The organism is Saccharopolyspora soli, from assembly GCF_022678645.1.
Taxonomy (GTDB): Bacteria; Actinomycetota; Actinomycetes; order Mycobacteriales; family Pseudonocardiaceae; genus Saccharopolyspora; species Saccharopolyspora soli.
This window is the reverse complement of sequence record NZ_JALBWV010000013.1, coordinates 80,868-94,830: the sequence shown is the minus strand read 5'-3', so window position 1 is coordinate 94,830 and position 13,963 is coordinate 80,868. Positions and strand designations below refer to the sequence as shown.

Below are 13,963 nucleotides of genomic sequence, written 5' to 3'. Positions count from 1 at the left end.
GGATGTGGAGATGACCGACACAGCCGCGCTGGCGCGAGCCCGAGAACTGCTCGCCGAGCACCCGGTGATCGACGGGCACAACGACCTGCCGTGGGCATTGCGCAAGCAGGTCGGCTACGTCCTGGACCGCTGCGACATCGCCCAGGACCAGTCGGCCCGGCTGCACACCGACCTGGCCCGGCTTCGCTCCGGTGGCGTCGGCGGCCAGTTCTGGTCGGTGTACGTGACGGTCGAGTACCAGGGCGACAAGGCGGTCAGCGCCACGCTCGAACAGATCGACTGCGTGCGCGCCCTGGCCGAGCGGTATCCGGAACACCTGCGGCTGGCGCGCACCGCCGACGAACTGGTGGCGGCCCGCGCGGACGGTCGGATCGCCTCGCTGATAGGCGCCGAAGGCGGGCACTCCATCGCCTGCTCGTTGGCCACCCTGCGCGCCCTGCACGAGTTGGGCGTCCGCTACCTCACGCTGACCCACAACGACAACGTGCCGTGGGCGGATTCCGCGACCGACGAACCGGCCGCGAACGGACTGACCCGCTTCGGCGTCGAGGCGGTGCGCGAGATGAACCGGCTGGGCATGCTGGTGGACCTCTCGCACGTCTCGGCCGACACGATGCGGGACGCGCTGCGGGCCAGCCGGGCGCCGGTGATCTTCTCGCACTCCTCGTCGCGGGCCGTCTGCGACCACCCGCGCAACATCCCAGATGACGTGCTGGCGGCCCTACCGGCCAACGGTGGCGTGGCGATGGCGACGTTCGTGCCCAAGTTCGTGCTGCCCGCGGCGATCGAATGGAGCAAGGCAGCGGAGGCCAGCCTGGCGGAGCGGGGCTTCCACCCGCTGGACACGACACCGGAGGCCCTGGAGGCGCTGCGGATCTACGAGTCGGCCAACCCCCGTCCGGTGGCCACCGTCGCGACGGTGGCCGACCACCTCGACCACATGCGCGAGGTGGCGGGCATCGACCACCTCGGCATCGGCGGCGACTTCGACGGAACCGCGTTGACCCCGGCCGGGCTGGAAGACGTCGCGGGCTACCCGAACCTGATCGCGGAACTTCTCGTCCGAGGCTGGTCGCAAGCCGATCTCGCCAAGCTGACTTGGCACAACGCGGTACGCGTGCTCCGCGACGCGGAATCCGTCGCCCGCGATCTGCAACTCACCGAGCGCCCGTCGGTGGCCACCATCGAACAGCTGGACGGCTGACCGCGCCGCGCCGCAGTAGTACCGCATCGAGGCGCCCAGTCGCGTCGTCGAACGCGTCCACTGTGGCCCCGCGTGCGCGCTGATCGACTCCGTCCAAAATGGAGTCGTTCGCCTGGTGGTCGAACATCGGCTCGAACCGCCCGAAATCGTGATGATCCATTGCTCACCCTGCGGTGCGGCAGTGGTGCTCATACGATGCCGGTTGCGCCTCCTGGTCGGCGGATAGGAGGAGGGCCGATGGTCTTGTCGCTGCCTGATAACGCATTGTCCGGCGGGGATTCCGAACACTCGAACGAGGAACCACGTTCGGGTGATTTTCCGCGCAGTGCGGCAGTGCTCGCGAGGATGCGGTCGGAGAACTTTCCGGTCGCGGCTCGGATCCTGCCGAGTGGGAAGCGACAGCACCTGCAGGCCCTGTACGGCTTCTTCCGGCTCGTCGACTACGCCGGGGACGAGGCGCCCGGCAACCGCGGCGCGCTGCTGGATTTCCTGGCGGTCGACCTCAAGCGCGCGTACCACGGTAGTGCCCGAATCCCGATGCTGCGTGCGCTCACACCCACGGTTGCCGAGTGTGCCATCCCCCACGAAGTGCTGGTCAAGTTGATCGAGGCCAATCGGCAGGACCAGCAGGTGCGGCGGTACCCGGCTTTCACCGACCTGCTCGACTACTGCGCTCTGTCGGCGAATCCGGTGGGGGAGGCGGTGTTGCACGTCTTCGGCCGAGCCGAGCCGCCGCTGATCGCCCTGTCGGACCGGATCTGCACCGCACTGCAGATCCTCGAACACTGCCAGGACATCGCGGAGGACTTCCAGCAGGACCGGGTGTACCTGCCGATCGAGGACATGCAGCGCTTCGGTTGCGCGGAGTCAGAACTGGTCGCAGCGGGTGCCTCGACGCGGCTGCGCGGGCTGGTGAAGTACGAAGTGGACCGTGCGCGGCGGATGCTCGACGCGGGCGCACCACTGGTGGGTGAGCTGTCCGGCACGGCCCGCATCGCGGTCGCCGGTTACGTCGCGGGCGGGCGCGCCACTGCGGCCGCTTTCGCCGCGGCGAACCACGATCCGCTGCGGGTGGACGTGCGGCCGGGTCGGCGGCGCACCTTCGTCGAATGGGGACGGTTGTACTCGTTGGGAGGCACTTGGTGACCGAGGCGGCGCGTATTCGGGACGCCTACCTGGAGTGCGAGCGAATCACAAGGCAACAGGCGCGAAACTTCTCCTACGGGATACGGCTGCTGCCCGGCCCGAAGCGGCGGGCGCTGTCGGCGGTGTACGCCTTCGCCCGGCGCGTCGACGACATCGGCGACGGTGACCTGCCGCGGGAGGAGAAGCTGCGGCGGCTCAAGCAGGCCCGCGAAGCAGTCCACGCGGCGCACATCGACGCCCCCGACCCGGTGGTGGTGGCGCTGGCCGATTCCGCCGCCCGCCTGCCGGTGCCGCTGGCCGCCTTCGACGAACTCATCGACGGCTGCGAGGCCGACGTCCGCGGCGCGCGGTACCAGACCTTCGACGAGCTGCTGCACTACTGCCGGTGCGTGGCCGGTTCGATCGGACGGTTGTCGCTGGGCGTGTTCGGCACCATCGACCCGCCCACCGCCGAGCGACGGGCGGACGCGCTCGGTGTCGCCCTGCAACTGACCAACATCCTGCGCGATGTCCGGGAGGACCAGTTGGGCGGCCGGGTCTACCTGCCCGCCGAGGACTTGGCGCGGTTCGGCGTCCGGCTGGAACCGGGCGACGGTCCCGTCGAGGCACCGGCCCGGTGGGACCAGTTGATCCGCTTCCAGGCCGCCCGCGCCGAGCAGTGGTACGCGGAGGGACTTCGGCTGCTGCCCATGCTGGATCGGCGCAGCCGGGCGTGCTGCGCGTCGATGGCTGGCATCTACCACGAACTGCTGGCGCGCATCGCCGCCGACCCGCGAGCCGCGCTGAACCAGCGGACCTCGTTGTCCGGCTGGCAGAAGGCGGGCGTGGCGGCGCGCTCACTGGCCGGGATGGCGCCGTGAGCCGCGGGCGGGTGGCGGTGGTCGGCGGCGGGCTGGCCGGGGTGACGGCCGCGCTGCGCTGCGCTGAGCTGGGCTTCGAGGTCACCTTGCTCGAGGCGCGGTCGCGACTGGGTGGCGCGACGTATTCGTTCCCGCGCGGGGAACTCGTGGTGGACACCGGCCAGCACGTGTTCCTGCGCTGCTACACGGCCTACCTCGGACTGCTGCGGCGGCTCGGGGTCGCGGACTCGATCAGCATGCAACGGCGCTTCCAGGTTCCGGTGTTGACCCCCGACGGGCGGGCTTCGCTGCTGCGCCGCTGGAACCTCCCGGCACCGGCGCACCTGACCCCGGCACTGCTGGGTTATCGGCTGCTGACGCTGCCGGAACGGATGCGGGTGGCGCGAACCGCCCTGGCGCTTCGGCGGCTCGACCCCGATGATCCCGAGCTGGACCAGATCAGCCTCGGGGACTGGCTGCGGCAGCACGGCGAATCCCGGCGCGCTGCCGACGCGTTGTGGGGGCTGTTGGCGGTCGCGGCGCTCAACGCCGAACCGGACGAGGCGTCAATGGCGTTGGCGACCAAGGTGTTTCGCACCGGAGTGCTGGATACCGCCGACAGCGCCGACATCGCGATTCCACAGGTTCCGCTGGGACAACTGCACGGCGAGGCGGCTTACCGGGCCCTGCTGGGCGTTGGCGTTGATGTCCGGTTGCGCTGCAAGGCGCGGGTGGTCCGCCGCTCCGGCACGGGTTTTCAAGTGCCGGTGCGCGAGAACACCGGCGATGTTGTCTTGACGGCGGACTCCGTGGTCATCGCGGTACCGCACCGCGCGGCCGCGGCACTCGTCGCCGACCTGCCGGTGCCGGGCGTGGCGGCCTGGGCGAAGCTTTCGGCGGCACCGATCGTCAACGTGCACGTCCGCTACGACCGGCAGGTCACCGACCTGGCGATGGCCGCGGTGCTGGATTCGCCGGTGCAGTGGGTTTTCGACCGGACGACCATCTCGGGTGCGTCGCGCGGCCAGTACCTGGCCATTTCGCTTTCTGCCGCACAACAGCAGGTCCAGGCGCGCACCGAGTACCTGCGCGAGGTGTTTCTGCCCGCGCTGCAAGAGGTCTTCCCGCGCGCCCGCGACGCGGGGGTGCTGGACTTCTTCGTCACCCGCGAACCCAACGCCACCTTCCGGCAGGCTCCCGGCACCGCCGCGATCCGCCCACCGGCCCGCACCGCGGTGCCCGGTCTGGTGCTGGCCGGGGCGTGGACCAGCACCGGATGGCCGGACACGACGGAAGGAGCGGTGCTGAGTGGCACTCGCGCCGCCGAGGTAGTGGATCTGGACCAGCGATCGCAACGAGGCGTGGAGGTGACCGCATGACGACTGCTCTGCCACCAGTACTGCGCACGGCCCGGGAGTCGGTGGATCCGGCACTGCGCAAGGCAGTCGGCCGACTCGACCCGGACACCCGCCGGGTGTGCGAGTACCACTTCGGCTGGAGCGACGCCGACGGCTCCCCGGATGGCGGTGGTGGCAAGGCCCTGCGACCGGCGATGGTGTTGTTGTCCGCACGCAGCGTCGATGCGGCTGTCGCACCAGGTGATGGGCCGATCGCTGCGGCGGCCGCAGTGGAGTTGGTGCACAACTTCTCCCTGCTGCACGACGACGTGATGGACGGCGACACCTCCCGCCGCCACCGGCCGACGGCGTGGACGGTCTTCGGCCGACCGGCGGCGCTGCTGGCCGGGGACGCGTTGCTGGCGTTGAGCACCGACGTGCTGCTGGAGTCGTCGTCCAGCCACGCGGTGGCCGCGGCCCGGTCGTTGTGCGCCGCGACCCGCACCCTGATCGCCGGTCAGGCCGCCGACCTGGACTTCGAGCGCCGCCAGGAGGTGGGGCTGGACGAATGCCTTCGGATGGCGCACGACAAGACCGCCGCGCTGCTGGCCTGCGCGACGTCCATCGGCGCGTGCTGCGTCGGCGCACCGCGCGAAACCGTGCTGCGGCTGCACGCCTTCGGCACCGAGTTGGGGATGGCCTTCCAACTCGTCGACGACCTGCTCGGGCTGTGGGGCGATCCCGAGGTCACCGGCAAGCCGGTGTTGTCGGACCTGCGCGCCCGCAAGAAGTCAGTGCCCGTCGTGCACGCGTTGAGCTCCGGGTCCGCGCCCGGAGATCGGCTGCGCCAGCTGTACGCCCAGCCCGAACCGCTGACCGAGGACCAGTTGCACGAGGCCGCCGAAATGGTGCGGCGGGCTGGTTCGGCGGACTGGACCCACCAGGAGTGCAGGCGGCGCCTGACCGCCGCCCACCAGCACCTGCCCGACGGTCCGCACGGCGCTACCGAGGCGTTGACCGAACTCGCCGAGTTCATCGTACGGAGGAAACTTTGACCGATCAGTTGCAGCAGTCCGCCAGCACGATCGCGGTCCCCGACACCAGGAGCGCGCTGGCCGCTGGCCGTGACTACCTGCTTTCCCTGCAGCACCCCGAGGGTTGGTGGAAGGGCGAGCTGGAAACCAACGTGACGATGGATGTCGAGGACCTGCTGCTGCGGCAGTTCCTCGGCATCCGCACCGCCACCGAGACCGAGCAGGCGGCCCGCTGGATCCGCTCGCAGCAGCGCTCCGACGGCACTTGGGCGAACTTCTACGAGGGTCCCGGCGACCTGTCGACCACAGTGGAGGCCTACGCCGCGCTCAAGCTCGCGGGCGACGACGTCGACGCCGCGCACATGGTGGCGGCGCGCGACTGGATCCTGGCGCAGGGCGGGCTGGAAGCCACCCGCGTGTTCACCCGGATCTGGTTGGCGCTGTTCGGCGAATGGTCCTGGGACGAGCTGCCCGCGATGCCCCCGGAACTCGTGCTGCTGCCCAAGTGGTTCCCGCTCAACCTGTCCGACTGGGGATGCTGGGCGCGGCAGACGGTGGTCCCGTTGACCGTGGTGTGCACGCTGCGCCCGCAACGAGATCTCGGAATCACCGTGCGCGAACTTCGGACCGGCCGTGTCAGTGCGCCAGTTCGTCCGCAGTGGTCGTGGAGCTACGGTTTCCAGTCACTGGACCGAATCCTGCACCACTACCAGCGGCGTCCACTCAGGACAATTCGCAGGCATGCGATGTTGCGCGCCGCGGAGTGGATCGTGGCTCGGCAGGAGGCGGACGGCTCCTGGGGCGGCATCCAGCCGCCGTGGGTGTACTCGCTGCTCGCCCTGCACCTGCTCGGCTACCCGTTGGACCACCCGGTGTTGCGGCAGGGCTTGGCCGGAATGGAGCGGTTCCTGATCCGCGAGCACACCCCAGCCGGTACGGTGCGGCGGCTGGAAGCGTGCCAGTCCCCGGTGTGGGACACGGTGCTCGGCATGCAGGCGTTGTGCGACGCCGGGGTGTCCGCCGACCACCCGTCGCTGCGCCGGGCGACCGACTACCTGCTGGCCGAGGAGATCCGGGTCAAGGGCGACTGGTCGGTGCGCCGCCCGAACTTGCCCGCCGGTGGCGGCTGGGCGTTCGAGTTCGACAACGACGGCTACCCGGACATCGACGACACCGCGGAAGTGCTGCTGGCGCTGAACCGGATGGAGCACCCGGACAAGGCGGGCGTGCACGGCGCGATCGAGCGCGGCATCCGATGGCTGCGCGGCATGCAGTCGGCGGACGGCGGCTGGGGTGCCTTCGACGCCGACAACACCCGAGAGCTGGTGCGCAAACTGCCGTTCTGCGACTTCGGCGAGGTGATCGACCCGCCGTCGGCCGATGTGACGGCGCACGTGGTCGAAGCCTTGGCGGCGCTGGGGTACCACGACAAGGTCGTCCAGCGTGGCGTGCAGTGGTTGCTGAACAACCAGGAGAAGGACGGTTCCTGGTTCGGACGGTGGGGCGCGAACCACGTCTACGGCACCGGTGCCGTGGTCCCGGCCCTGGTGCGGGCGGGCCTGCAACCCGATCACCGCGCGTTGCGCCGAGCGGTGCGGTGGCTGGAAAGCCACCAGAACGACGATGGCGGCTGGGGCGAGGACCTGCGCTCCTACGACGACCCGGCTTGGATCGGCAGAGGTGATTCCACGCCGTCGCAGACCGGATGGGCGCTGCTGGCCCTGCTGGCACTGGACCGGCACGACACCGAAGCGGTGCGCCGCGGCGTGCAGTACCTGGTCGGCGCCCAGCGCGCGGACGGTGGTTGGGACGAGCCGCAGTTCACCGGCACCGGCTTCCCCGGTGACTTCTACATCAACTACCACCTGTACCGGGTGATCTTCCCGCTCACCGCACTGGGCCGGTACCAGCGCGCCGGAGGATGAGATGTCGCCACGGTTGCTGGTCTGCGCACCGCTGGGCCTCGAAGCCCGCGCCCTGCGGGCGGCATTGGGCGAGAAGTCCGTGCGCCGCACCGGATACGGCCCGCGTCGCAGCGTCCGCAGCGCGACGGCACTCGCCGCTGCGGACTTCGACGTGCTGGTCATCGCCGGACTCGCCGGGGGCCTCGATGCTGACCTCCGCAGCGGCGACGTGATCGTGGCCGACGAGTTGCGCGGGCCGGGCGGCATCGTGCACTGTCCGTCGGCGCTCTCGTTGGCCGCCGAGCTGCGCCGCGCGGGGTTTCCGGTGCACTGCGGGCCGATCGTCACCACGGACCACGTCGTGCACGGCACGCGGCGTGCCGAGCTGGCCCGCACCGGCGCGCTCGCCGTGGACATGGAATCGGCTGCGCTCGCCGAAGCCGCCGGGTCGCGCCCGTTCGGCGTCGTGCGCGTCGTGATCGACACCGGTCGACAGCCGCTGCTGCGGCCGGGCACGCCGAGCCGGGCGCTGGCGGCACTCGCCCGGCTGCACGCCATCGGCCCGTGCCTGTCGCGCTGGGGCCGCACCGTCTCACCAGGGATCCGATCCGCCGCGTCCAAGGAGGTGCACTGATGGGTATTCCGATGCGCCAGGCGATCCGAGTCGGCGCCTACCTGGTCAAGCAGAAGCTCGCCCGCCGCGACAAGTTCGCCCTGACCCTGGAACTGGAGCCGCTGTTCGCCTGCAACCTGGCCTGCGCGGGCTGCGGCAAGATCCAGCACCCGGCGAGCGTGCTCAAGCAGCGGATGCCGGTTGAGCAGGCCGTCGCCGCGGTCGAGGAGTGCGGCGCGCCGGTGGTGTCCATCGCCGGTGGCGAACCGCTGATGCACCCCGAGATCGAAGTCATCGTCGACGAGCTGATCAAGCGCAAGAAGTTCGTCTACCTGTGCACCAACGCGCTGCTGCTGCCCCGCAAGATCGACAAGTTCCGGCCGTCGCCGTACTTCGCGTGGGCGGTGCACATCGACGGGCTGGAGGAGCGGCACGACGCCTCGGTGTGCAAGTCGGGCGTGTTCGCGCAGGCGGTGGACAACATCAAGGAGGTCCAGCACCGCGGGTTCCGGGTGACCACCAACTCGACCTTCTTCACCTCCGACACCCCGCAGTCGGTGGTCGAGGTGCTGGAGTTCCTCAACAACGACCTCAAGGTCGACCAGATGATGCTGTCCCCGGCCTACGCCTACGACAAGGCGCCGGATCAGGACCACTTCCTCGGCGTGACCGAGACCCGCGAGCTGTTCCGCAAGGTCTTCGCCGACGGGCGGCGCGGGAAGTGGCGGTTCAACCACTCGCCGCTGTTCCTGGACTTCCTGGAGGGACGGGTCGACTTCCAGTGCACCGCGTGGGCAATCCCGTCGTACTCGCTGTACGGCTGGCAGCGGCCCTGCTATCTGATGAACGACGGTTACGCGTCCAGCTACCAGGAATTGCTCGCGGACACCGACTGGTCCGCCTACGGACGGGGCCGTGATCCGCGCTGCGCCAACTGCATGGCACACTGCGGCTACGAGCCGACCGCGGTGCTGGCCACCATGAGTTCGTTGCGCGAGTCGATCCGCGCGTTGCGGGGGTAGGCCACTGCGCGGCGAGCGGCTAGATTGACGCACGATGTCCCCGACCTGCGGCGTGGCAGCAGCCCGGCCGCGAGGAACCGATGCACAACCACCACCAACTCACCGTTGACCTCCACGGACTGCCGTCGCACCTGTGGCACGCCACCAAACACCTGGTGGAGACGGTGCTGGCCCCGTTGCTGCTGTTCTACCTGCTGTACCGGCTGACCGGCTTCACCGGTGGTCTGCTCGCGGCGCTGGGCTGGGTGGCGGCCGCGATGACCTTCCGGCTGGTGGTGGGGGCGAAGATCCCGGTGGTGCTGTGGTTGACCACGGGGATCCTGGTGGCCCGCACGGTGCTCGGTTTCGTCACCGGTTCGACGTTCGTGTACTTCCTGGAACCGAGCCTGCAGAACTTCCTGATCGCGATCGTCCTGCTGGTCACCCTGCCGTTCGAGCGGACGTTCCTGGCGAAGCTGGCCAACGACTTCTGCCTGCTGCCAGCCGAACTGACCCGCAACGCGCGGGTGCAGCGGTTCTTCCGCCGCGTGTCGCTGCTGTGGGCGCTGGTGTTCACCATCAACGGGCTGACCACGTTGTGGGCGCTGGCGCAGGTCACCCTCGGGAATTTCCTGGTGGTCAGCACGGCCGGATCGTTCTCGCTGGTCGCCGTCGCGGCGGTCGCATCCCTGCTGTGGTTCCGCCGAGAACTGCGCGGCGAAGGAATCCGGCTGCGCTTCGGCAAGCGCCCCGCGACGACCTGAAGCTCGCGGGCGGGTGCTCAACCGAAGCGGCGGGCCAGGCGGTGGAACACCTCGGGTAGTGCGCCCTGCAAGCGAGCGGGCACGGTGAGCCACTTCGGGACGAAAACCTCGGGCTTGCCCTGCTGCACGGCACGAACCAGCGCAACGGCCACGTCTTCCGGGCTGACCATGCGCGGGAACCGGCGTTCGTAGCGGCGGTTGTCGAAGAACGGCGTGCGCACCGCCCCTGGATGCACCGTGGTCACCCCGATCTCGGTTTGGTGGCGGATGCTCGCGGCGAAGGCGCGCAGCCCAGCTTTCGTCGCCGAGTAGACCTCTTCGCCCGGCACACCCACGACGGCGATCGACGAGATGAACACGATGTGCCCGCAGCGGCGCCGCAGCATCTCCGGCAGCGCCGCGCGGGTCAACAGCATCGGCGCGGTCAGGTTCACCTCGGTGAGCGCCGCGATCCGCTCTGCTGGCATCGACGCCAGCTCACCCGCCCACCCCACGCCCGCGCTGTGCACCAGCAGATCGACGTCCCGCGCGGCAGCGGCGACGCGGTCGAGTCCGGCCGGGTCGGTGAGATCGGCGAGCACCGGTTGGCCGCCGGTGCGCTGGGCGACCTCGGTGAGGCGTCGTTCGTCGCGACCGGTGAGCAGGACCGTGCAGCCCGCTGCCGCGAGTTCAGCGGCGGTGGCCGCACCGATTCCCGACGACGCGCCCGTGACCAGCGCGGTTCGCCCGCGCACCGTCAGCCCCACGTCGAGTCCGCCGAGTCCCCGTCGCGGTCGGTCTGCTCCATCGCCCGGCGCAACTGCTCGCCGCGGCGGGTCAGCACCACGATGCCGCCGATGATCACCACGACGGCGATCATCTCACCGGAGAGGATCGCGGGGGAGGACTCGATGCGCTCGCCGAGCCAGTTCACCCCGATCGCGGCCGCTACCAGCGGGTCCACCGTGGTGATCACCGCCAGCGCCGGGGACATCAACCGGCCCCGCTGGAAGGTCTGCTGGCTCAGCAGGAATCCCATCGGTCCGATCACGCACACCGCGTACAGCGACCAGTGCAGGAACGGTTCGGCCAGCCCGCCGCTGCGGAACTGCCCGGCCACCACCTTGATCAACCCGGCGGTCACCCCGTACAGCACGCCGGTGGCCACCGCCATCCCGATCACCCCGGCCTCGCCGGGGACCAGTCGCGCACCCAGCAGCGACACCACGACCAGCAGTCCGAGCGCCAACGCCAACGGCAGGATCGACGCGCCGGTGAACTCGGTGCCCTGCCCGGACGGCCGAGCCAGCACCAGGAACGCGGACAACCCGCCGACGCAGGCCAGCCCTCCGAGTGCCAGCACCAGGTCCATCTTGCGGTGCGCCAGCCACGCGGCGAATCCCGCGCCGAAGAGCACCGAAGTCACCAGCAGCGGCTGCACCAGCACCAGCGGGCCGAAGGCCAGCGCCACGACCTGCAACGACAACCCGACGATCACGGTGAGGATGCTGAGCACCCAGATCGGCTTGCGGATCAGGTCGAACAGCATGCGGGGGCTCAGCGTGCGCACCTTGGGCACCTGCTTGGTGACCCGGTGCTGGATCGCGCTGGCCAGGCCGAAGCTGGCGGCGCCGACGACCGCGGCCGGAACGGCGATGACGAACACCGTGCCGTGCGAGCTCACCGCTGGTCGCCCCCTCGCAGGTCGGCGAAAGCGTCGCGGACGTGCCTGGCCAGCACAGCAGCCTCCGGCGCCAGCCCGGTGTCCGTGGTGATCCCGAACCCGACCCGCTCTCCCCAGCCGATCGCGCCGACGGCCACGCCCACGCCATCGGCCAGCGACAGCACCGGCAGCACGCCCGCGAGGAGTGCCCCGCCGATGTGCGAGGGGCGGCGTTGTCCGGGCAGCACCGACACCACGGCGTTGAAGAATCGGCGCTGGTAGATCTGCCGCACGAGCCAAGCATGCAGCGGTGCTGGTAGGAGTCCCAGCGCCGCCAGCACGGCCCCCGCCGCGGCCGGTTGCCCGGTGCGATCCGGCCGGGCGAGCCCGGCGGCGACCTCGCTGAGCCGTCGGCCGGCTGGCATCGGCCCAACGGGCAGGTCGATCGACACCGAGACGGTGTGGTTGCCGGGTGTGCCGGTGCCCGCGCCGCCTCGGGCGGTCCGGGCGGTTCGCGGCACCATCACTCGGAACCGCTGGCCTGGTGTGGTGTCGGCGAGGATCCGGTGCAGCGCTTCGGCGACCACGCCCAGCAGTAGCGCGGTGCTGCTCACCTGGTGCTTGCGCGCACACGCGCGGACTTCGGCGGCTGGGAGTTCCAAGTGGCCGAAGGAGCGGTTCGGCGTGCTGCGTCCCGCGAGGCTTGTCTTCGGCGCCGGTCCAGCACCGGCAAGGCTCACGAGGCCGCGCAGGATCGGCCCGGCACGCCGATGCCACGCTGGACCGGCGCCCCGGCTCGGTGTTGTCGCGGGCGGCGGGCGGTCGCAGAGCAACCGCAGCAGGGTGCTGGTCACCGCCACCCCGTCGCCGAGCGCGTGGTGCATCTTCGCCAGCAGCGAGACGCGACCGGTGTCGACGTCGTGCAACAACAGCAGTTCCCAAGGGGGCCGATCGGTGCGCACCGGGGCGCTGAAGAACTCGTTGACGAACGCATCCACGCTCTGCCCGTCGCGCAGTTCCCGACACCGCAGGTGGTCGGTGGGGTCGATCTCGCCACAGTGAGTCCACTGTGGTCGACGTCCGCGCCGGATCACCAGACGTCGTGTCAGCATTGGTAATCCGGCGGCGTGCAGCTCGATTCTCCGGGTGATGTGCTCGCACCAGTCCGATGTGGACCGCTGTTGGCCTTCGAGCAGCAGGATCGCCCCGGTCTGCTGCGAGACGGCCGGAGTCGTGGCGTACACGAAGAATGCGTCCTGCGGGCGCAGTCGCCGAGGGCCGTGATGCCGGGGCAACTGTGCCAGCCCAGCCACCTGCTCGGTGAAGTCAGCGGCGAGACTGTGCTTGAGCGCTTGGTGCTCCCGCTGGGTCACCTCGTGCGGATCGGCTGCCCACCGCCGCAGCGTCTCGGTCAGATCGCGTTCTCGCGGGCAGAGCTCGGCCAGCCCGGCGGCGGCCATCAGCTCGGCATTCGCGCGGCCGTGCCCGGCGATCGGTTCGAACATCACCACCGCACGCCCGCACGCGAGCGCCTCCAATGCCGTTGCCCCGCCCGCGTTGGTCACCATGACATCCGCGCACGCCACCAAGCCGGGCATGTCGTCGACCCAGCCCAACGGCACCAGCCGGTCGTCCGACCGGTCCGCGAACCGCTGCCGCAGCGCGGCATTTCGCCCGCAGACCACCACAACTCGGTCGACGCGGTCCGCTCGCAGCGACGCGTCCACCGCGCGATCGACCGCGCCGAACCCGAGCGACCCGCACGAGATCAACACCGTGAAACCGGTCTCCGGCAGCCCGAACGTCCGCCGCGCCGGTGCCCGATCAGCGGGTTGGAACGCCGAGATGACAGGCGGCGCGCAGGCGGCGCCCACCGCGTTCGGCTCGGCGCGCCGCATGGCCCGCAGGCTCGCCTCGCTCATCACGTAGTGCAGGTCGATCTCCGGGTAGACCCAGAACGGGTGCGGCGAGAAGTCCGAAACCACCGCGGCCACCGGCACGTCCAGCTCGCCCCGGCGGCGCAGCCAGTCCAGCCCGGCGGTGCCCAGGGGATAGGTCGAAACGATCAGATCGGGGTCGTGCTCGGCGATGGCCCGGCGCAGCAACGGCCCGCTCCAGGCGCCGACGAACCGGCGGGAGCCGCTGGCGAACCAGCGGTAGCGCCACAGCGATTCGTAGAAGAAGTCGTAGAGCCACGGTGTGGACTCGACGTTGGTGGCGTAGATCCAGGTGAACGTCGCGGGCACCCACCGGCCCATCGTGCGCAGGGCGTCCAGCCAGGCCACCTCGCATCCCGGCCACACCTGCCGGGCCGCCTCCTCGACGGCGCGGGCGGTCGCATTGTGCCCTTCGCCGATGGTAGCGCTGATCAGTAGCACTCGACGCGGCTGGACAGTCACGCGGCTGGATCCTTTCGCCAGACTCGTGCCCCAGCAGGCTAGCGTGACCGGGCGGTTTCGGCTGGCCGGGCGACCGCGAG

Annotated in this window: 12 protein-coding genes; 9 read left to right on the top strand and 3 right to left on the bottom strand. The window is 70.3% G+C overall.

From position 1 onward, the window contains the following. The first annotated feature begins 10 nt into the window (after positions 1–10). From MOQ72_RS12405 to MOQ72_RS12365, 9 genes are all read left to right on the top strand, one after another. A complete protein-coding gene (locus MOQ72_RS12405) occupies positions 11–1,204 on the top strand; it encodes a dipeptidase (RefSeq protein ID WP_242183232.1) in 1,194 nt (397 codons plus the stop codon). Positions 1,205–1,549: 345 nt separating this feature from the next. Further along, positions 1,550–2,350 carry a squalene synthase HpnC gene (gene hpnC / locus MOQ72_RS12400; RefSeq protein WP_242183231.1) on the top strand — a complete coding sequence of 267 codons (801 nt, stop codon included), beginning with the start codon at positions 1,550–1,552 and terminating at the stop codon, positions 2,348–2,350. After that, on the top strand, positions 2,347–3,210 hold the full coding sequence (gene hpnD / locus MOQ72_RS12395) for a presqualene diphosphate synthase HpnD (protein ID WP_242183229.1): 864 nt from the start codon (positions 2,347–2,349) through the stop codon (positions 3,208–3,210). The genes hpnC and hpnD overlap by 4 nt, the downstream gene beginning before the upstream one ends. Further along, complete coding sequence (gene hpnE / locus MOQ72_RS12390) at positions 3,207–4,568, top strand: hydroxysqualene dehydroxylase HpnE (protein WP_242183226.1); 1,362 nt, start codon at positions 3,207–3,209, stop codon at positions 4,566–4,568. The genes hpnD and hpnE overlap by 4 nt, the downstream gene beginning before the upstream one ends. After that, positions 4,565–5,581: a polyprenyl synthetase family protein gene (locus MOQ72_RS12385; RefSeq protein ID WP_242183224.1), complete on the top strand. Its 1,017-nt coding sequence runs from the start codon at positions 4,565–4,567 to the stop codon at positions 5,579–5,581. The genes hpnE and MOQ72_RS12385 overlap by 4 nt, the downstream gene beginning before the upstream one ends. Next, a complete protein-coding gene (gene shc, locus MOQ72_RS12380; protein ID WP_277953963.1) occupies positions 5,578–7,485 on the top strand; it encodes a squalene--hopene cyclase in 1,908 nt (635 codons plus the stop codon). Before MOQ72_RS12385 ends, shc begins: the two co-directional genes overlap by 4 nt. Before the next feature lies 1 nt (position 7,486). Then, positions 7,487–8,098: a phosphorylase family protein gene (locus MOQ72_RS12375; RefSeq protein WP_242183222.1), complete on the top strand. Its 612-nt coding sequence runs from the start codon at positions 7,487–7,489 to the stop codon at positions 8,096–8,098. Beyond that, positions 8,098–9,099 carry an adenosyl-hopene transferase HpnH gene (gene hpnH, locus MOQ72_RS12370; protein WP_242183220.1) on the top strand — a complete coding sequence of 334 codons (1,002 nt, stop codon included), beginning with the start codon at positions 8,098–8,100 and terminating at the stop codon, positions 9,097–9,099. The genes MOQ72_RS12375 and hpnH overlap by 1 nt, the downstream gene beginning before the upstream one ends. Before the next feature lie 80 nt (positions 9,100–9,179). After that, positions 9,180–9,842, top strand: coding sequence for a VC0807 family protein (locus tag MOQ72_RS12365; RefSeq protein ID WP_242183219.1), 663 nt, complete (start codon positions 9,180–9,182; stop codon positions 9,840–9,842). 17 nt (positions 9,843–9,859) lie between these two features. Here the strand turns inward: MOQ72_RS12365 and MOQ72_RS12360 are convergent, their stop codons facing one another. From MOQ72_RS12360 to MOQ72_RS12350, 3 genes are read right to left on the bottom strand one after another with little or no spacing between them, the layout of a single operon-like run. Then, positions 9,860–10,582 carry an SDR family NAD(P)-dependent oxidoreductase gene (locus MOQ72_RS12360; protein WP_242183377.1) on the bottom strand — a complete coding sequence of 241 codons (723 nt, stop codon included), beginning with the start codon at positions 10,580–10,582 and terminating at the stop codon, positions 9,860–9,862. Continuing rightward, positions 10,579–11,505 (bottom strand): DMT family transporter, encoded by a 927-nt coding sequence (locus MOQ72_RS12355; RefSeq protein WP_242183217.1) that lies wholly within the window; start codon positions 11,503–11,505, stop codon positions 10,579–10,581. Before MOQ72_RS12355 ends, MOQ72_RS12360 begins: the two co-directional genes overlap by 4 nt. Continuing rightward, positions 11,502–13,883 (bottom strand): wax ester/triacylglycerol synthase domain-containing protein, encoded by a 2,382-nt coding sequence (locus tag MOQ72_RS12350; protein ID WP_242183215.1) that lies wholly within the window; start codon positions 13,881–13,883, stop codon positions 11,502–11,504. The genes MOQ72_RS12355 and MOQ72_RS12350 overlap by 4 nt, the downstream gene beginning before the upstream one ends. Positions 13,884–13,963: the final 80 nt, after the last annotated feature.

Bases quoted from the DNA above. Each gene is read 5' to 3' on its own strand.
- MOQ72_RS12405 (WP_242183232.1), top strand. From the start codon at position 11: ATGACCGACACAGCCGCGCTGGCGCGAGCCCGAGAACTGCTCGCCGAG.
- hpnC (WP_242183231.1), top strand. From the start codon at position 1,550: ATGCGGTCGGAGAACTTTCCGGTCGCGGCTCGGATCCTGCCGAGTGGG.
- MOQ72_RS12385 (WP_242183224.1), top strand. From the start codon at position 4,565: ATGACGACTGCTCTGCCACCAGTACTGCGCACGGCCCGGGAGTCGGTG.
- MOQ72_RS12375 (WP_242183222.1), top strand. From the start codon at position 7,487: ATGTCGCCACGGTTGCTGGTCTGCGCACCGCTGGGCCTCGAAGCCCGC.
- hpnH (WP_242183220.1), top strand. From the start codon at position 8,098: ATGGGTATTCCGATGCGCCAGGCGATCCGAGTCGGCGCCTACCTGGTC.
- MOQ72_RS12365 (WP_242183219.1), top strand. From the start codon at position 9,180: ATGCACAACCACCACCAACTCACCGTTGACCTCCACGGACTGCCGTCG.